The organism is Streptomyces pratensis, from assembly GCF_037137275.1.
GTDB lineage: Bacteria > Actinomycetota > Actinomycetes > Streptomycetales > Streptomycetaceae > Streptomyces > Streptomyces pratensis_B.
On sequence record NZ_JBBBEN010000102.1, the window covers coordinates 351613 to 369341 of the forward strand.

At 74.7% G+C, this 17729-nt stretch carries 16 protein-coding genes and 1 pseudogene; 6 read left to right on the forward strand and 11 right to left on the reverse strand.

Annotated features, from left to right (window positions below; all coding sequences use genetic code 11):
- Nucleotides 1-37 precede the first annotated feature (37 nt).
- The 6 genes from V9U70_RS28655 (at nt 38) to V9U70_RS28680 (ending at nt 5725) form a co-directional block, all read left to right on the forward strand.
- Nucleotides 38-1282, forward strand: coding sequence for a L,D-transpeptidase (locus V9U70_RS28655; RefSeq protein ID WP_336679947.1), 1245 nt, complete (start codon nt 38-40; stop codon nt 1280-1282).
- Between the two features lie 99 nt (nt 1283-1381).
- Nucleotides 1382-2149: an enoyl-CoA hydratase/isomerase family protein gene (locus V9U70_RS28660; protein ID WP_336679948.1), complete on the forward strand. Its 768-nt coding sequence runs from the start codon at nt 1382-1384 to the stop codon at nt 2147-2149.
- Between the two features lie 311 nt (nt 2150-2460).
- Nucleotides 2461-2976: an ATP-binding protein gene (locus V9U70_RS28665; RefSeq protein WP_336679950.1), complete on the forward strand. Its 516-nt coding sequence runs from the start codon at nt 2461-2463 to the stop codon at nt 2974-2976.
- Nucleotides 2977-3428: 452 nt separating this feature from the next.
- A complete protein-coding gene (locus V9U70_RS28670; protein ID WP_336679952.1) occupies nt 3429-4220 on the forward strand; it encodes a polysaccharide deacetylase family protein in 792 nt (263 codons plus the stop codon).
- A gap of 100 nt (nt 4221-4320) precedes the next feature.
- Nucleotides 4321-4536, forward strand: a complete 216-nt coding sequence (locus V9U70_RS28675; RefSeq protein WP_336679954.1) for an EF-hand domain-containing protein — start codon at nt 4321-4323, stop codon at nt 4534-4536.
- A gap of 283 nt (nt 4537-4819) precedes the next feature.
- Nucleotides 4820-5725: a CopD family protein gene (locus V9U70_RS28680; protein WP_419724047.1), complete on the forward strand. Its 906-nt coding sequence runs from the start codon at nt 4820-4822 to the stop codon at nt 5723-5725.
- Here the strand turns inward: V9U70_RS28680 and V9U70_RS28685 are convergent.
- From V9U70_RS28685 to V9U70_RS28735, 11 genes and pseudogenes are all read right to left on the reverse strand, one after another.
- Complete coding sequence (locus V9U70_RS28685) at nt 5722-7227, reverse strand: carboxylesterase/lipase family protein (protein ID WP_336679955.1); 1506 nt, start codon at nt 7225-7227, stop codon at nt 5722-5724. The genes V9U70_RS28680 and V9U70_RS28685 overlap by 4 nt on opposite strands.
- Before the next feature lie 133 nt (nt 7228-7360).
- Complete coding sequence (locus V9U70_RS28690; protein ID WP_336679957.1) at nt 7361-8338, reverse strand: terpene synthase family protein; 978 nt, start codon at nt 8336-8338, stop codon at nt 7361-7363.
- Nucleotides 8339-8833: 495 nt separating this feature from the next.
- Nucleotides 8834-9580, reverse strand: coding sequence for a zinc ribbon domain-containing protein (locus V9U70_RS28695; protein ID WP_336679959.1), 747 nt, complete (start codon nt 9578-9580; stop codon nt 8834-8836).
- Nucleotides 9581-10244: 664 nt separating this feature from the next.
- The gene (locus V9U70_RS28700) at nt 10245-10829 is read right to left on the reverse strand and encodes a phage tail protein I (RefSeq protein ID WP_336679961.1); all 585 of its coding nucleotides are present in this window, start codon (nt 10827-10829) and stop codon (nt 10245-10247) included.
- Nucleotides 10826-12787 carry a putative baseplate assembly protein gene (locus V9U70_RS28705; protein WP_336679963.1) on the reverse strand — a complete coding sequence of 654 codons (1962 nt, stop codon included), beginning with the start codon at nt 12785-12787 and terminating at the stop codon, nt 10826-10828. The genes V9U70_RS28700 and V9U70_RS28705 overlap by 4 nt, the downstream gene beginning before the upstream one ends.
- Nucleotides 12787-13221 (reverse strand): GPW/gp25 family protein, encoded by a 435-nt coding sequence (locus V9U70_RS28710; RefSeq protein ID WP_336679964.1) that lies wholly within the window; start codon nt 13219-13221, stop codon nt 12787-12789. Before V9U70_RS28710 ends, V9U70_RS28705 begins: the two co-directional genes overlap by 1 nt.
- Nucleotides 13218-13535: a PAAR domain-containing protein gene (locus tag V9U70_RS28715; protein WP_336679965.1), complete on the reverse strand. Its 318-nt coding sequence runs from the start codon at nt 13533-13535 to the stop codon at nt 13218-13220. Before V9U70_RS28715 ends, V9U70_RS28710 begins: the two co-directional genes overlap by 4 nt.
- A gap of 130 nt (nt 13536-13665) precedes the next feature.
- On the reverse strand, nt 13666-15444 hold the full coding sequence (locus tag V9U70_RS28720; protein ID WP_336679966.1) for a VgrG-related protein: 1779 nt from the start codon (nt 15442-15444) through the stop codon (nt 13666-13668).
- Complete coding sequence (locus tag V9U70_RS28725; protein ID WP_336679967.1) at nt 15441-16163, reverse strand: CIS tube protein; 723 nt, start codon at nt 16161-16163, stop codon at nt 15441-15443. The genes V9U70_RS28720 and V9U70_RS28725 overlap by 4 nt, the downstream gene beginning before the upstream one ends.
- Before the next feature lie 82 nt (nt 16164-16245).
- The gene (locus V9U70_RS28730; RefSeq protein WP_336679969.1) at nt 16246-16671 is read right to left on the reverse strand and encodes a phage tail protein; all 426 of its coding nucleotides are present in this window, start codon (nt 16669-16671) and stop codon (nt 16246-16248) included.
- Nucleotides 16672-16737: 66 nt separating this feature from the next.
- A pseudogene (locus tag V9U70_RS28735) lies at nt 16738-17729 on the reverse strand (hypothetical protein); the annotation flags it as partial.

Below are 17729 nucleotides of genomic sequence, written 5' to 3' on the forward strand. Positions count from 1 at the left end.
GTGGCGGGGCCCGGCCGTGCGAGGGGAGACGACCAGAGTGAACGGGCAGCCGATATCGGGGGCATCGGCCGGGGCGGGCAGAAGGCGGAACGGCGGGTCGGGGCTTGTGGCCCTGGCCATGGGCGCGTTGCTGTTGCTGGTGACGGCGTGCGGCGGGAGCGCCGACGCGGAGGACAGGGGCCGGCCCGCGGGCGCGACGAAGACCGAGGACACCCGCGCCTCGCAGGCGGTCGTGACCATCGCGCCCGAGGACGGCGCCGTGTCCGTGGCGACCAGCGGAGCGCTGGAGATCAGCGCGGCGCGGGGCAAGCTGACCACGGTCGAGGTCGCCGACCCCAAGGGCAACGAGGTCAAGGGCGTGATCGCGGCCGACGGCGCGAGCTGGACGCCCGAGCGGCACCTCGCCGCCGCCACCAAGTACACGGTGCACGCGGTCGCGGAGGACGCCGAGGGGCGGGAGTCGGCGAAGGACACTGCCTTCACCACGCTGGTGCCGCAGAACACCTTCATCGGGCAGTACACGCCGGAGGACGGTTCCACCGTCGGGGTCGGCATGCCGGTCTCCATCGACTTCACCCGGGGCATCACCGACCCGGACGCGGTGGAGCGGGCCATCACGGTCACGGCCGAGCCGGCCGTCGAGATCGAGGGCCACTGGTTCGGCAACGACCGCCTCGACTTCCGCCCCCAGAAGTACTGGGCGCCGGGCACGGAGGTGACCGTCGACCTCGCCCTCGACGGGGTCGAGGGGCGGCCGGGCGTCTACGGCAAGCAGGCCAAGAAGGTGAAGTTCACCATCGGCCGCAGCCAGGTCTCCACGGTCGACGCGAGCACGCACCGGATGAAGGTCGTCCGTGACGGCAAGCAGATCAAGGACATCCCGATCTCCGCGGGGGCCCCGGCGACGACCACGTACAACGGGCAGATGGTCATCAGCGAGAAGCTCAAGGTGACCCGGATGAACGGCGACACGGTCGGCTTCGGCGGTGAGTACGACATCAAGGACGTGCCGCACGCCATGCGGCTGTCCACCTCGGGCACCTTCCTGCACGGCAACTACTGGGGCGCGTCCTCCATCTTCGGGAAGACCAACACCAGCCACGGGTGCGTCGGTCTGCGCGACGTGCGCGGCGGGTGGGACGGCCGGACCCCGGCGGCGTGGTTCTACGACAAGTCGCTCATCGGTGACGTCGTCATCGTGAAGAACTCCCACGACAAGACGATTCAGCCGGACAACGGCCTCAACGGCTGGAACATGGACTGGGAGGAGTGGAAGAAGTAGGGACCGGCCCCTGCTTCCCCTTCCGTGCCGCTCGGCGGGCCCGGTGCTGTGACCAACGGCACCGGGCCCGCCCGCGTTAGCCGTGGTTAACCTCTCCCCATGACCGTAACCCTCGAAGTACGCGACAACGTCGGCACGATCCGCCTGGACCGGCCGCCCATGAACGCCCTGGACGTCGCGGTCCAGGACCGGCTGCGGGAGCTGGCCGGCGAGGCCACCCGGCGCACGGACGTGCGCGCCGTGATCCTCTACGGCGGGGAGAAGGTGTTCGCGGCGGGCGCGGACATCAAGGAGATGCAGGCGATGGACCACACGGCGATGATCGTCCGGTCCAAGGGCCTCCAGGACGCCTTCACCGCCGTCGCCCGCATCCCCAAGCCCGTCGTCGCCGCCGTCACCGGCTACGCGCTGGGCGGCGGCTGCGAGCTGGCGCTCTGCGCCGACTTCCGCATCGCCGCGGACAACGCCAAGCTGGGCCAGCCGGAGATCCTCCTCGGGCTGATCCCGGGCGCGGGCGGCACCCAGCGGCTCTCCCGGCTGATCGGCCCCTCCAAGGCCAAGGACCTCATCTTCACCGGGCGCCAGGTGAAGGCCGAAGAGGCGCTGGCGCTCGGCCTGGTCGACCGGGTGGCGCCCGCCGCAGAGGTCTACGAGCAGGCGCACGCCTGGGCCTCCCGACTGGCGAAGGGCCCCGCGCTGGCGCTGCGCGCGGCCAAGGAGGCGGTGGACGCGGGGCTGGAGACGGACATCGACACCGGGCTCACCATCGAGCGGAACTGGTTCTCCGGCCTCTTCGCCACCGAGGACCGCGAGCGCGGCATGCGCAGCTTCGTCGAGGAGGGGCCGGGCAAGGCGACGTTCCTCTGACCGGCCGCCCGGAGGGCGCGCGGTGGCCGAGGCGGTCGGCGTAGTCCGCTCGGGCGGGCCGGTAGTCCCCTCGGGCGGGCCCCTGGGCGGAGTTCATCCGTGCGAGCGGATTATCCGGGCCTTAAGACAACCTTAAGGCCCGGTGCCGCCTCCTTGGGGGTGGGGTTCACCGGTCGCGGCATCGCCGCAGTTCACCCCGGCCTTTCAGGGGTCCGACATGCCAGAGGCATATGCCACAAGCCTTCCCCCGGAGGGGGCGCGCCGGGGGGCGGATTCCCGGGGAACGGCCACGGGGGTCGACCGGTGCGGCCATGATGGTGGGCATGGCGGGCCTGGAGGGTGTGGATCAGCCGCGACCGCGCAGCAGCGCGACCGCGGCACGGCGGACGTCGACCATGGATGACGAACAGGCGTTCAAAGCGCTGGAGTTGTTCGGAAATCCGACCGAGGAGGAAGTCCGGTTGCCGTCGCGCCCGGAGTCCGCGGCGACCGCCCGTCGGCTCACCTCCTGTGTGGTGCTCCGTCAGTGGGCACTCTCGCCGCAGACCGAGGAGTACGCGGTGCTCCTCGTCTCCGAGCTCGTCGGCAACGCGGTGCGTCACACCGGGGCCCGCGTCTTCGGGTTACGCATGGTGCGCCGCCGGGGCTGGATGCGCATCGAGGTGCGCGACCCGTCGCGCGGGCTGCCGTGCCTGATGCCGGTGCGCGAGATGGACGTCAGCGGCCGGGGGCTGTTCCTCGTCGACAAACTCTCCGACCGGTGGGGTGTGGACCTGCTGCCCCGCGGCAAGATCACCTGGTTCGAGATGCGCATCTCCGACCGTTGACACCCCCCGTCGCATCGCCCCCCCGGTCGAGCGGCCGCGGACCTCCCGGCCGTCGGCCCTCCCCAGGCCGTGCGCGCCGGGCCGTGACGCGCAGAGGCCCCCGGGCGGCCGGGGTGCGGCGCTGCGGGGGCTTCTGTGGGGGCCGCGGAAGGTGGGGTGTTGTCCGCGGCCGTTCGCGACGACCTGGGCCCGGGTCGAAGGGGGTCGTGGCTCCGACTATGACAGACGGGCGACCCCGGTGCCAAAAAGGCTTTTCTGGAGTTTCTGGGTCCAATCGGGCATTCCTCGACTGAATCCTTGGTGTGCTCGGTCACTAGCCTGGCATTTCATGCATTCTTATGGTGGCGGTTGAATGATTCACAGATCATGCGGACAGTCACTCAATCGTTAGATTCCGCCCATTCCGCCTCTACTGTGTACCCGGGAAACCGGGGAACGCGAGGTGGACGAGCATGGACGGACACGGGTCCGCGATGGGTCGACGCGGTGTGCTGAGTGCCGGGGCCGGGGCGCTGGCCGCCGCGTTCGCCGGCGGTTGCGCCCGGAGCGAGGGGGCGGGCGGAGCGGCGGGACCGTCCGCCCCGCCCCCGGCTCCGGCGACCGCCGTCGGGGGCGCGGCGCCCGGCCCGCGCCACTTTCCCCGGCTGCCCGTCCAGATCTCCCACGGCCCCCGCGACCGGCCCCGGATCGCCCTCACCTTCGACGGCCGGGGCGACCCGGATCTCGCCCGCACGGCGCTCACCGGCATCGAACGGGCCGGGGCCCGGGTCACGGTCCTCGCCGTCGGCAGCTGGCTCGCCGAGCATCCGGCCATGGCCCGCAGGATTCTCGACGGCGGCCACGAGATCGGCAACCACACCGAGCACCACCTGGACCTCGCCACCCTGGACGAGCACGCGGCGTACGAGGAGATCGCCGCGTGCGCCCGGCGGTTGCGCCGCCTCACCGGGTCCATCGGCTCCTGGTTCCGCCCGCCCTCCGCCCCGTACGCCGACCCGCTCGTCGAACGGCTGGCCCAGCGGGCCGGTTACCCCCATGTCCTGGCTTGCGACGTCGAATCACTCGACCACGCGGCCACCCGGGTCGCGGCGGTCACCCGCAAGGTCGCCGGCGAGCTGCGCAACGGCTCTGTGGTCGGGATGAGCCTCGGCCGCCCGGTCACGGTCGCCGCGCTGCCGCTGCTCCTGGCCGAGATCGGCCGCCGGGGCCTGCGCGCGGTGACGGCCACCGAACTGGTGAGTTGACCGACCGTCCCCGCGTCGGCCCGCCCGGTCCGCCGCCGACGTCACCCGGACGGCCCGATAATCTGACCCCCGACATTCGGCATCACGAAGGGGCGGAACAGTGGCGGACATCGAGTCGGCGCGTACGGCATTCGAGCGGTTCGACCAGAACGGCGACGGCCTGATCACGGCGAGCGAGTACAAGAGCGCGATGGCCCAGCTGGGCGACCCCTTCGTCACAGAGACGGTGGCGCAGGCGGTCATCAACGCCCACGACGCCAACGGTGACGGCCTGCTCACCTTCGAGGAGTTCTGGGCCTCGCGGAACAAGGCCTGAGTCCGCGGCGGCNCCCCCGTCGTGGAACCGGGAGCCGCCGGCGTGTCAGAAGCAGCCCCGCGCGGGGGCTTTCCGGGCGGCCTGGGCGGGCCCGCACGGCTTGCCGCGCCTTCGTCCAGAAGTGAGGATCGGGACCGTGAAGCTCTCCGGACCCCCCGCCGCGACGGCCGCGGCGGACGGCCCCGGCATATCCCCCGCCGCCCCCGCCCCGCCCTTCGCCCGGCCCGTCCGGCCCGAGGCCGCGAGCGCGCCCGGCAGCGGTCGGGCGTGGACCGCCCGGGTCCTGCTGGGCGCGGCCGGCGTGCTGGCCCTCCTCACCGCGCTGTTCGGCCCCGAGCTGCTGGCGCGCGGCACGGGGGAGCTGCGGATGCCCGGCGCGGGTCTCACCACCCTGCTCCGGACCGTCCTGTTCACCGCTCTCGCACTGCATCTGGGCGAACTGGTCGCCCCCCAGCTCCTCCGCCCGGTCCGCGGCCGCCCCAGGACCGCCGTGCGCGGCTGGGCGGTACCCGCCTCCCTCACCGGGGCAGCCGCCGCGGCCGCGCAGATCGCCCACCTCGCCGCCGTCAGCGACCTCGGGATCACCGAGACCTACGGCACCCGTGAAGGGGGGTTGCTCCTCCTCATCGCCAACGGCCTGGCCGTCGCCGCCGGATGCGCCGCGAGCCGGCGTCCGGCCCTCGCCCTCGCCCCGCTCGCCGTCGTCATCGGCGCGGAGGCCCTGCGCGCGCACCCGGAGGCCCACAGCCCCGAGATCGGCGCCGCCCTCACCGTGGTCCACCTGACCGCCGCCTCGCTGTGGGCCGGCGGCCTGCTGTACGTCCTGCGCACCATGTGGCTCTGGCGCGGCTCGCCCATCGCGGCCCGCGCGCTGCTCGGCAGGTACGCACGCCTGGCGATCTGGCTCTACGTCGCGCTCGCCGCCACCGGCACTGCCTCCACGCTGCGCCGACTGCCGCTGGACGTCGTCCTCACCTCCGCCTACGGACGCACCCTGCTGGTCAAACTGGTGCTGATGGCGGGGGTGAGCGCCCTGGCGGTGGCGGCCCGGCGGCGGATGCTCCGGGACACGGACCCGGCGGCCGCCCACCGGCTGGCCCGCGGGGAGCAGGCCGTGCTGGGCGCGGTCGTCGTGGTCTCGGCCCTCCTGACCGTGGCCCCCGACCCGCACTGGATCTCCCTGCGCTAACGGCGCTTCCGGTACGGGTCCCAGCTCCGCAGTTCCTCGTCGCGCGGGGCCCGGACGAGCGCCGGCGGCCCCGGCCCGAAGACCCGCACCGGCCGACGCGCGTCCCACGACGGCCACCCAGGCTCCCCGTCCGCCGCGAAACGCACCCAGGCCGCGTGCATCGCGTCCGCCAGCTCCTGCGGGGCGCCGGGCCCCGTCAGCGCCCGGGTGTCGGGGTGGACGAGGGTGTCGAAGACGAAGCCGAGCTCCAGCGCGTGGCAGGCGCCCAGCCGCTGTACGGGGGAGGGCCAGCCGAACTCGTACACATAGGTCGAGCCGGCGGCGTCCGCCCGGGCGTCGGCCAGCCGGTTGAGGGGGACCCGCAGCAGGAGGTCCGTCGTGAGCGCGCCGAGCAGCTCGCCGGGCGTGGCGTCCGGCCGGGCGGCCCGGTAGACGCGGGCGGTCGCGTTCGGCACCGAGAGCTTCAGCAGGGCCAGGCGGAACCTCAGCCGGCCGAGCCGCTCGGTCAGGCCGCCGGGGACGAACCAGAGCCGGTACTCCTCGGTGTTGGCCCCCATCAGCAGATCGACCCCCGCGCCTGCGCCCGTGCGCAGCGCCTCGGCGGGGTCGTGCGGCAGCAGCTCGCCGTCCACCACGATCGGGAAGGAATCCCGCCCGGTCAGCGGGTTGCCGCCGGCGGTCACCTCCGTCTGCGCGGCCAACAGAGCCTCGGGGTCGACGGCGGCCAGCGCGGCGGCCGTCGCCGGGGCCCTGAGCCGCCTGGCGATCAGCTCGGTCGTCCGGCGCCCCGCGTCCGGCGTCAGGGCGGCGGGCGCCCCGCTCTGGAGCACCGCCCGCCGGAACAGCCCCGCCGCCCGGGGCGCGGCCAGCAGGGCCGCGATGCTCACCGCCCCCGCCGACTCACCGGCCACCGTCACCCGCTCAGGGTCGCCCCCGAACGCCGCGATGGCGTCACGCACCCACTCCAGGGCGGCCAGCTGGTCCAGCAGCCCCCGGTTGGCGGGCGCGTCCGGGAACACGCCGAAGCCCTCCACCCCCAGGCGGTAGTTGACGGAGACCAGCACCACGCCGTCCCGCGCGAACGCCGCCCCGTCGTACACCGGCACCGCCGAGGAACCGTGCAGCAGCGAACCGCCGTGAATCCACACCAGGACGGGGAGCCCGGCCTCGCCGGGGGGCGGCGGCACGGGCGACGGCGTCCACACGTTGAGGTTCAACCAGCCGTCGCCCGGCACCACCGGGTCGGGAAGCAGCCGGTCCAGCGGCGGGGCGTAGGGCCTCTTGGGGGCCGTCGGCCCGAACGCGACGGCCTCGCGCACCCCTGCCCACGGCTCCGGAGGCGCGGGGGCGCGGAACCTCAGCGCGCCCACCGGAGGAGCCGCGTACGGGATGCCGCGGAAGACCGCGACACCCCGCTCCACCGTGCCGCGCACGGTGCCCCACGGCGTGGGCGCCCGTACGGCCGTGACCCGCGGGGGCCTGCTCGCCCCGGTGTCGGACATGGTCCGTGCCACCCCTCTCGCCCGTCGGCGGCGGCCACGCCACCTCGGGGAGGCCGGTCCGGTGGTCAGCGTAGGCGCATGCGCGCCCGGCGGGCCGGCCCGCGACACGCACCGGGAGGCCGACCGGACCGTCTCAGGCGGCGAAGTGCCGGGACAGCGCTTCCCGGTCCTCCCGTTCGACCAGGTCCGGACGGGTGTAGCGCTCGGCGCGCGCGTGGTAGTCGAAGTCGCCCCGCACCAGGCCCCGGTAGTCCCGCACACAGCGCTCCAGGGCGGCCCGGGTGGTGCCGCTGATGCCCGCGGCGTCGATCTCCTCGACCAGTTCCCTTTCGGCGCGCTGCACCCGCTCGACCACCCGGGCGAGTTGGATTCCGGCCTCGTCCACGGCCTCCTGGAGCGTGGAGCGGCGGTCGCGCTGAATGAGCCGCACGGCGTTGTGCTCGTAGCCGAGCGCGGCTTCCTTCTCGAAGGAGCAGATGTCGTTGCAGAGGCCGGAATGGTCGGTGACCGCGTTCCGCAGGGCGATGTAGGCGGGAAGGCTGCGGGCGGATTCCGGGAGATCGATTCCGGCGGCGATCTCGTGCAGGTCCAGAAAGGGCTGCATGGCGACCGAATCCCGGCGGTGCCTGGCGAAATCGGCCCGGGTGGGGACCTGTCCCGCGGCCCGCTCGACCGCCTCGGCGTAGTACGTCCACAGCCAGGCGGCGGTGTCCCGGCGGAACTGCCGGTTCCACTGCGGCGACCGGTCCCGGCAGGTCCGGTCCCGGAGCCCGGTGAGCGCCCGCTCCATGGGGCCGCGCGGAGCGGCCCCGTCGAAGACGTCCACCAGGCGGGCGATCGCGCTCTCGCACATCAGCGGATCGCGGCCGGCCGGGCCGTCGTCGAACTCGTCGTCCACCAGGAAGGCCCAGAAGAGCCATTGGCAGAAGAGGTCGAGATGTTCCTGCGAAGCCCGGGGGAAGATGAGGGAGATCCACAGTTCCGGCCGGGTGCGGATCATCTTCCGCCGAGCCGGCACGGACAGGTCCAGTCCCTCGGATTCGGCCCATTCCCAGGCGGCCTGCCGCGTTTCCGCCAGGCCCGGATGGCATCCCGCGCTCGGGAAGGGCATGTGAAACGCCGGTAACGTGATCTGGCTCATTGCTGCCCCTCGTAGGACGGTCAGGGATGGAAGGCGTGAACGGTGGCTGCTGGCGGTCACGAGCGGGACCGGGGCGCCGGGGAGTGGCCGCGGACGGCCGGGGGGCCCGGGCCAACAGATGACCGTACGACGTGAGGCGGCCATTGCTGTCCTCTCTCCTCGCCGGAGCCCGGAGTGTCGGAGCGGGGCCGGCGGCCGGGGGAGCGCTCACGTCACCATGCGTGAGGCATAGTCAACCCCCGGTCGAGTGCGGGGGGAAGCCATAAGTGACCGAAATTGTCTGATCGCTGTGAGCCGTCTGAGCGCCACTGGGGCGTTGATGGACTTTCGGGCCTGTTTGCGCTTCCTGGGACAGGAGGTCACGGAGCGGGGCGGGCCTGCCGGCGCCGGGGGCCCGCCCTGCCCGGCACCGGCAGGCGCAGCCGGCGGCAGGGGTGTGCCCGATGCCGCCGGGCGGGCCCGGCGTCAGCTCCGCCGGAAGAACTCGACCTCTCCGACCGCGACCGGGCGTCCGCCGGCCTGCCCGACCGCTTCCCGCAGAACCAGCCGGACGGAGACGACGTCGCTGATGCCCATCCGGACCGTCTGCGGCCCGGGTTTGTCATTGAGCGTCACCGTCTTCCCGTGGACCTCGTCGTCCGCCGTGGTGACGAGCAGTTCGGCACGCGTCGGCCGCGCTCCCCGCCGGAACTCCTGCGGCTCCTTCGAGACCCCGGTGTGCACCGTGACGCCGACCAGCCGGATCGGCGTGCCGAAGGAGGCCGTCAGCGACGCGCCGAGAGCCGGCGCGCCCCAGTACCGGTTGGTCAGCCCGTCGACGGCAGCGCTCGCCGGATGGCCGGGAGCCGCCGCGCTCGCGGTCACCCGGGAGGGACTGACCTCCGCCGTGCCGCCGAGCTTGTCCCGGACGTCCTCGTAGAGGAACCGCCCCACCGGCAGCAACAGGAAGCCGGCGAACAGCAGACCGGCCACCGCCAGGACCAGCACGGTCCGCCGCAGCGCCCGGCCCGACCCGCCCCGCACCCGGCGGCGGAACGGCCACACCGTGCGCCACCACGGCAGGGCGGCCGGCTGCTCCCTGGTCCGCAGCGCAGCGGCGCAGCGCCGGCAGAACTGCCGCCCCGGCAGGTTGGGCGTGCCGCAGGCCGGGCAGGGCGGGCCGTCCGGAGCCTCCCGCGCCTCCACCGGCCGTACGACGGGCCGTTTGGCCACGGGCTTCGCCGGCCGTACCGGCCCCACCGGCCCCTCATGCTCCGGCGCGGGCGGGGGCACTGGTACTCCGGGCCGCACGGGGGCGGGCTGCCCCGGTGGCACGGCGGGCGCGGAGTGACCGGGGCGCGCAGGGGTGGCCCGGGGCGCTGGGGCGGGCGGCTCCCGGCGTGGGGGGACGGTCGGGGCGGGCGGCTCGCGGCGCTCCGGAGCCACGGGGGCGGGGCGCGGGGGCGTGGTGGGGGCCGGCGGCGTCGCGGGCGGCGCGTCTGGCTCCGGGGCGCGGGCCGGCGCGGGCACGGTCGTCCTGGGCGCGTCGAGTGGCGCGGCCGGGGCGGGAGCGGGCTCGTCAGGGCGGGGAGGGCGCGGGGGAGCGGAGGCGGGCGGCTCGGCGGCCGGGCCCGCGGGCGCGTCCGGCTTCGCCGCACGCGTCGAGCCCTCCGTGCCGACAGGCCCCACGGGACCCACCGGCCCCACGGGACCCACCGGCCCGACCGGCCCCGCAGGCCCCCCCTGCTCCGCCTCTTCCGCAGTCCGCTCCTGCTCCGCCACCGTGGGCGCGGGCCGCTTCGGCTGGGAGGACCAGCCCAAGTAGCCGCCGCAGCCGCCGCAGAAGTCGTCGTCCTCGCCGTTGGCCGTACCGCACGCCGGACACGAACGCATCGCGTCAGCCTCCTGTCTCTTCACGCTCTTCGGGCTCGTCGGGCGGGCCGGGCAGGACCTCCACCCGGCAGGTGAGATGGACGGGGCACGCGGCCGTCACGACGTCCCGGACGCGGTGCGCGTCCACCGCGTCGCCATCGCGCACCGGCCAGACCCTCACGAGCAGTTCACCGGTCGGCGGCGGGGGAAGGACCGTGCCCGGCGTCGTCGACCAGGCGACGCCGCCGCCGTCCCGGACGTCGGCGTGCACACCGCAGGCGAGCCGCAGATGCTCGACGAGACCCCGCCGGGTGCCGCGCCACCGGTGCAGCTCGACGGCGCGGGCGACGACGGCCCGGCGCAGCTCGACGGGCCACGCCGGGTCGGTCTCCACACCCACCCAGGAGGCCAGCCACGGCAGGAAGTCGGCCGGGGCCAGCGTCGGGTCGAAATAGGCGGGAAGGTTGTCCAGGGTGGACAGGACCGGGGCCAGCACCGTGTCCAGGCCCGCGGTGAAGCGCTGGGCGAGGTCGTCGTCCGCGTACAGGGCGGGCAGCAGCGCGCCGATCGGGTAGCGGCTGGGCAGCTTGGGCACCGCGGCCCGCGTCACGCGCCCTCACCGGCCCCGGTCGCGGTGACCACCACCTGGTGCTGGTGCGAGAAGACCAGGGCCCCCGGCGCGAGGTCGACGCGGTCCACCGCCGCCCCCCGCCGACCGGTGATCGGGTCCGCCGGGAACAGCCGGACCTCCTCCACCAGCAGGGCCCCCCGCACGCCCTGGAGGACCGCGAAGACCTCCCCGTACTGCACCGGCCTGCCGAACGGCCACCCCGTGCCGTCCGCCCCGCCCCGCAGCGGGTCGATGTGGCGGAACAGCGCTTCGAGTGCCTCGGTCCGCACCCGGTCCACGTCGGCGGGGGCCGCCACCAGCCGGGCGACGACCGTGACGCCCTGGTAGGCCGGCGGCTCCACCACCAGCCGGGTGCCGACGAGCCGCCGTTCGTCGAGCCGTGCCGTGACCGCGGCGAGCACCGGTTCCGAGGGGATCAGCTGCTCGAACCCGAGCTGACCGTTCTCGTCGGCGAGCGCGTCGGGCACCACCAGCAGTCGCACCGCGCCGCCCTCGCCCGCCACGGCGGGCAGGCACCGCACCCGGCGCAGCGACGGCGCGGCCTGACGGGCGATGACCTCGTAGTCCTCGGCCGTGACCGCCCGCTCCTGCACCCGCAGGATGGTGGGCGCGCGCACCTTCGCGTTCTCCACGCTCTCGCCGTCGACCCCGCCCGTCGCCGCCTCGCGGTTGTTCACGCCCGCGACGTACGGCACCGAGCTGCGGAGCACGCAGACGGCCCCCCGGGCGACGTTCCCGGCGGCCCCGCCGCCCGTCCGGTAGCGGGGCACGCGGAGCTGGGCCCCCTTCTCCGGCACCGCGCCGTACGTGCGCATCGTTCCGTCCGGCTCCCGCACCTGGGGCGGGAACGCGAACTCGCCGGACACCGCGTCGATCCGCACGTGCCGGTCGCCCGGCCGGGAGGCGCCGAAGTGCTCGACGGCCGTCCAGGTCTGCCAGCCGTCGCCGTCCGACACCTGGACCACCGGTGGCTCGCCGTCCAGCAGAAGCGGGACCCGGCCCACCGTGAACCGTTGCCCGGCGACCCCTTCCGAGACCCCGAGGGGCACGTCGAGGACGGTCTCCGCGTGTTCCACGGCCGCGGTGCCGCCCACCGTGAACACCTCGGCCTCGCGGATCGTCGGCGACTCGGAGTAGAACGGCTGGCCCGGCTCCGGAGCGGTGACCCGGCAGCGCAGCCACCCCGCCCGGGTCCCCGCCACGACCGACGCGGTGTGCCCGGCCGGGACGAACACGACGACCTCTCCGGGCCTGTTCAGCCCGCCGGTGCTGTCGGTGCCCGTCGCGCACGCCACCCACCGGGCCCCGTCCCACGCCTCCCACACCAACGGCGGCTGCCGCGGGTCGACGCCCACCCCCTCCACCCGGCTGTCCAGGCGTACGGCGACGACGCACCGGGGGACGGCGGTGGGCAGTCCGAACAGCAGCGCGTCACCCGGCTCCGGCCGGGGCTGGAAGCACGGGACGTCCTTGCCGGCCCCGAGCGGGGCGGTGCGGTCGGTCTGCTCGCCCGAGACCGGAGCGGTGACCAGCCGGACCAGGGAACTCGGCACGATGGGCAGGTCGTCGGAGGTGGAGAACACCACCGGCTCCTCCGCCTCCCCGCGCGCGGTCGCGACCTCGGTCCCCGCGGGCAGGAGCACGGCCTCCGGCTGGGGCGCGGACAGCCAGAAGTCGACCTCGGCCCGAGCCGTGGCCGGCGGGAACAGGGTGACGCCCAGGAGGTCGAGGAAGGCCGCGTAGTTCTTGTCGGGCACCCGGTTCAGCCGGTACAGCAACTGGTCGACCATGTACGCGAACGTCTCGATGAGCGTGACCCCGGGGTCCGAGACGTTGTGGTCGGTCCACTCGGGGGAACGCTGCTGGACGTACCGCTTGGCCTCGTCGACGAGCTGCTGGAAGCGCCGGTCGTCCAGGTTGGGCGAAGGCAGGGCCATCAGCGCACTCCCGCTTCCTGTGTGGGGTCGGAGGATGCCTCGGACGACGGGATCGTGTAGAAGGGGAAGACGAGGTTGCGCAGGTCGTTCGTGGCCCGCACGGTGTAGTGCACGTCGATGTAGAGGGTGCCCTCCTCGATCGCGTCGAACGCGATCACCACGTCCGTGACCTCGATGCGCGGTTCCCACCGCTCCAGAGAGGCGCGTACCTCCTGGGCGATCCGCCCGGCCGTCGCCCCGTCGCCCGGCGCGAAGACGTAGTCGTGGATGCCGCAGCCGAACTCCGGGCGCATCGGACGCTCGCCCGGCGCGGTCCCGAGGACCAGGCCGATCGCCTCCTCGATCTCCCGGTCCCGCTCGACCAGGGCGATGCCGCCCGTCGGCCCGACCCGCAGCGGGAAGCCCCAGCCGCGGCCGATGAAGCCGCCGCTCACAGCGGGCCCCCGATCAGGACGTTCGGCGCACCGCTCAGGATCGGCGCGCCGCAGGTGGTGGTGTCCCTCACCCGGGCCGCGGGCAGCCCGCCGATCAGGACCTGGCCGGTGGCCGCGGCGGCCGGGTCGGGCAGGATCACGTTGCCGGGACCGAGCGCGGCGTGCGGGGGGACGACGCACACGTGCAGGCTCCCGGCGACGGCCGCCGGCCGGCCGCCGATGAGTACGGTGGCGACGGCCACGGCCCCCGGGGGCGGGGTGCCGATGAGGCCGCCGTGGGCGGTGGTGTCGCCCGTGCGGGCTGCGGCAGGCATGGCCGGTGTTCTCCTTGCGGTGAGAGATGAGGGGGACGGCTGCGGGCGTCGGACGAGGGGAACGGCTCGGGAGGGAAGGACGGGGGCGGGCCCGGGGCTGCTCGGGCGGGGGCCGGCACACGGCCGAGGGTCAGTTGATCCGGACGAGTTTGGCCTTCAGCACGGCGAGCAGCCCGCCGTCGACCGTGACCCCCGTCTTGCCGTTGACGGTCACCGAGCGGCCCGTGATGTTCACGTCGCCGGCCTTCGCGTCGAGCGTGATGCCCGACGCGGACAGCGTCACCGAACTCAGTGCCCGGCGGCCGCCGCGCGCGTACACCGTCAACGCGATCTCGCCCCGCCGCTCGTCCAGCATCACGTCGAGCTGCCGGTCGCCGGTGGCGAGCCGCACGCCGGACGGGCCGCGCGGAGCGTCCAGCAGCTCCAGCCGGTGACCCGAACGGGAAGCCAGAGAACGACGGTTGACCTTGCCGCTGGTGGGGTCCACCAAGGGGCCCTCGTGCGGCGAGGGGGTGTCGACCCCGTTGTACAGGCCGCCGAGCACGTACGGACTGTCCAGCAGCCCCTGCTCGAATCCGACCAGCACCTCGTCGTTGACCTCGGGGCTGAACACCCCGCCGCCGCCCTGGCCGCCCCACTGCACCGTACGGACCCAGTCGGTCACGTACGTGTCGTCGAGCCACGGGAACTTCAGCCGGACCCAGCCCCGCTGGCCCCTGCCCTCCTCGCGGATGTCGGTGACCACCCCAATCGCCAGACCCGGCACGCGCGGGCCCCGCGCCGGGGCGCTCCCGCCGCCGGCCAGCCCTGCCAGCGACCGGTCGGGCGACGCGCTGACGACGACGGTCGTGCGGTACCCGCCGTTCGGTTCGAGGACGTGGTGCGCGGCGGTGGCGGTGTACCGGCCGGAGAACGCGGGCCCCACGTTGCCGAGGGCCACGGGTTCGCCCGCGCGCAGCCGCGGGTTGCCCAGGGCGACCGCCTCGATCTCCCCGAAACCGGAGCTGACCCGGGCTGCGAGCGCCCCGGCCACGGCGGTGGTCTCCGCCTGGGTCCGGTAGGGGGTGTCGGCGACCGTCGTCCGGGCGTTGGGACCGAACGCCCCGGCCGCCAGGGACGGGCTCATCCCGGGGGTGACCGTCTCGCTGCGGACGGCCTGCTTCCTGGCCACCAGCCGGGTCTTGGTCTCGACGTTCCAGCCCCGCACCTCGACGCTGTCCGCGCCGTCCGCCCCCGTCAGCACGGCTCGCAGGGCCAGCAGGTTGTTGCCGTACTCCAGGACCCTCGGGTCGCGGGCGGCGGAGGTCGAGGGCGAGGGGGCCGAAGCGGCGGGCTTCGGCTTCACGAACTGCAACAGCCCCTTGTCGTCCACCCGCACGACCGCCCCGCTCTCGGCGGCGAGGTGCTGGAGGAACTCCCAGTCCGAGACGTTCGGCTGGGTCAGCTGCTTGTACGTGATGGGCGCGGCCTCGATACGGCCGCAGGCGAGCCCCGCTCCGGCGGCGACCTTGCGGACGATGTCGGCGGTCTTCATGTTGCGGAACGCCACCACCTTGCGGCCGCGCTGGAGGCGGTGCGCCTTGGAGAAGGCCCGCACGACCGTGAAGGAACCCGTGGTGTCGCTGTCCAGCTCGACCGCCGTGACCTCCCCGGTGAACAGCCGCTCGCGCACCCGCTCCTGCACGGTCACCACGGAGATCTTCAACGGGACGCCGATGGTCAGACCGGTCGCCGTCAGCAGCTTGTGGTCCGGGTCCCGGTACACCAGCACCGCGGTGTCCGGCAGGCCGACGTTCTCGTCGACCACGCAGCTCACCAACTGGGCGGCCCACGCGGCCGGCAGCTCGCCGGGGGCCTCGACGATCGGGTCGGCGGCGAAGGAGCGGCCCGGGGCGTCCTTCCCGCTCATCGGCTTCCCTCCACGACGTGGTCTTCCAGGCCCGGCACCAGCAGCTCCCGGCCAGGGGCCAGGTGCATCGGGTCGTCGATGTCGTTGGCGTCCGCGATGGCGCGCCAGGCGGTGGCGTCGCCGTACTCGCGCCAGGCGAGCAGCGGCAGGCTGTCGCCCGCGACCACCCGGTGCGTACGCCGCGCCTCGCGCGAACCCGACGTCGGGTTCTGGCCCGCCGGGTCGACGCTCGCCTCCTCGATCGACAGCGAGCAGGTAGCGCGCAGCGGCTTCCCGTCGACGTCGAACAGGGTGTAGGAGACCGACAGGTTGGAGAGGACCCCGTCGAACGACGTCGTCTTCGACGTGCCCCAGTCGAACCGCACCCAGGGGCTGGCGGGCGTCTTGCGGGCGAGGCTGCTCGGGGTGGGGACGCAGGCCGTCATCAGCTGTTCCACCGCCTTCTCCACCGAGTCGTCGTGGGTGGCGGTGGCGTCGAGGAACACTTCGAGCGACAGGGACCGGGGCCCGCTGCCGACGAACTCGGGCAGCGCGGACTGACCGGCCATCCGGGACGGGGTGCGCCGCCACTCGGTGCTCTTGCTCAGGGCGAGCTTCGCGGGGTTGAACTGCAACGTGAGCCGCGCGAGCGTGCCGCCGGGCTTCGCGCCGACGGTCGACGGCGGTTCCATGATGGTCAGCTGGGCACGAGCGCGGCTCGCACGGGCAGCGGGTGACATGGCGTTCCTCCTCCCTCTTCCTTCTTCTGCTCGTCCTGCCGGCCCGGTGCCGGTCCTGTTCCCCGCGCCCTGTGACCCGGTGTCATGAGGGCTCCAGGCCCTCGTGGGCGATCTCCAGCGTCTCGATCGCCGCGGAGGAGTCGGCCGGGTCGAAGGACGGCCCCTGCCAGCGGACCGGCACGATGCCGTGCACCTGCCAGCTGACGATCCGGCTGAGGTTCGGGCGCAGGGCCACGATCTCGCCGTCCTTGGGCTCGACCCGCTGGATCGTCTCGTTCAGCCATCGGGCGATCTTGAGCGTGTCGGTGGTGACGGGACGCGTCAGGGTGATGTTGGTCCAGGTGATCCGCCCGGGAAGATGCCAGGTGAACCCGTTGTTGCCGCCCTCTGCGTAGGTCTCCATCTCCACCTCGGCCCCCAGCCCGGAACAGGTGTGGAACGCGCCCAGGTCACTGCCGCCGATCGCGAGCTTGAAGAACACGCTCGTCGCGAAGATGTTGTCGGTCATGGGTCTCTCGTCTTCTCTGCTGTCTCTCGTACGGATCGTGCCGGAGCGGGCGGGGCCGGGCCGCCGTCAGCGGCGGCCGTCGTGCAGCCGCCCGGCCCGCTCCCGCCCCCGGCGCAGGTCGGCGCGGATCAGCCGGCTCACCGGGTCGAGGAGCCGGCGGGCCAGCTCCTCCATGTCCGCTCCGGTGAGCCGGTTCGCGGCAGCCGGGTCCGGGGCGCCGGAGCCGTCGGACGGCCCGGACCCGCCCGGCCGCGGCGCGCGCTGCACCGGGACGCCCCGGACCGGCACCCCGGCGGGCCCGGCCCCGGCGGCCGCCCGCTGAACCGCCCGCGCCGCTTCCTCGGAGCCGTGCGCCGGGGAGGGCGGGGCGGCCGGGACGGGGGCGCGGGGCGGCACCCGTACGGCGAGCGCGGGCGGAGCGCCGGCAGACGTGTCGCCTCCGGGTCCGGGCCCGGAGGCCGGCGGCCCGGCGTGGTCGGGGACCACCGGCAGCGCCGCCCGCTGGACGGGCGCGGTACCGCTCCCCGGCGTCGTCGGCGGATGCGGTCGCACGACCGGGACGGAGCGAGGGCCGGGCGCGGTGCCGGCGGCCGGGCGCGGAGAGGCGGACGGGCCGGGGTGCGTGGCCGCTCCGGGCGGCGACGACCGCGGCGCGGGCGTCCCCGGCCCGCCGGGTGCGGCGGCCCGCACCGCCAGGGGACGAGCGGTCGACGTGGCGGGGCGCGCCGCGCCGGAGGACGGGACCTGGACGCCCCGGGGCTGGACGTCGGCGGACGGGGCTCCGGGGGCCCGTGGGCCGGGGCCCGCAGACGCCGGGGCCGGGGTCCCGGAGCCCGCCGACGCGGCCGGGCGCTGTGTGCCGGGGGCGGCGGAGACCGTCGGCGTCGTGCCCCGCGCGGAACGCTGGACGAGCCGGAGGAGGGCGCCGCCCGCGGAGGACCGCCGCCGCGCCGGGGCGACGGGGCCGTGCGGGTCCGCGCGGCCCTCGCGGTGCGCCCGCCCGAAGCCGCCGGGGCCCGGCGCGGCCTTCTGGGGGGCCCGGCCGGTGCCGCGCCCGG

What these genes read in the sequence shown, in the direction of transcription:
- V9U70_RS28660 (WP_336679948.1), top strand. Translation starts at nt 1,382, where the DNA reads ATGACCGTAACCCTCGAAGTACGCGACAACGTCGGCACGATCCGCCTG.
- V9U70_RS28665 (WP_336679950.1), top strand. Translation starts at nt 2,461, where the DNA reads ATGATGGTGGGCATGGCGGGCCTGGAGGGTGTGGATCAGCCGCGACCG.
- V9U70_RS28670 (WP_336679952.1), top strand. Translation starts at nt 3,429, where the DNA reads ATGGACGGACACGGGTCCGCGATGGGTCGACGCGGTGTGCTGAGTGCC.
- V9U70_RS28685 (WP_336679955.1), bottom strand. Translation starts at nt 7,227, where the DNA reads ATGTCCGACACCGGGGCGAGCAGGCCCCCGCGGGTCACGGCCGTACGG.
- V9U70_RS28690 (WP_336679957.1), bottom strand. Translation starts at nt 8,338, where the DNA reads ATGCCCTTCCCGAGCGCGGGATGCCATCCGGGCCTGGCGGAAACGCGG.
- V9U70_RS28705 (WP_336679963.1), bottom strand. Translation starts at nt 12,787, where the DNA reads ATGGCCCTGCCTTCGCCCAACCTGGACGACCGGCGCTTCCAGCAGCTC.
- V9U70_RS28715 (WP_336679965.1), bottom strand. Translation starts at nt 13,535, where the DNA reads ATGCCTGCCGCAGCCCGCACGGGCGACACCACCGCCCACGGCGGCCTC.
- V9U70_RS28720 (WP_336679966.1), bottom strand. Translation starts at nt 15,444, where the DNA reads ATGAGCGGGAAGGACGCCCCGGGCCGCTCCTTCGCCGCCGACCCGATC.
- V9U70_RS28725 (WP_336679967.1), bottom strand. Translation starts at nt 16,163, where the DNA reads ATGTCACCCGCTGCCCGTGCGAGCCGCGCTCGTGCCCAGCTGACCATC.
- V9U70_RS28730 (WP_336679969.1), bottom strand. Translation starts at nt 16,671, where the DNA reads ATGACCGACAACATCTTCGCGACGAGCGTGTTCTTCAAGCTCGCGATC.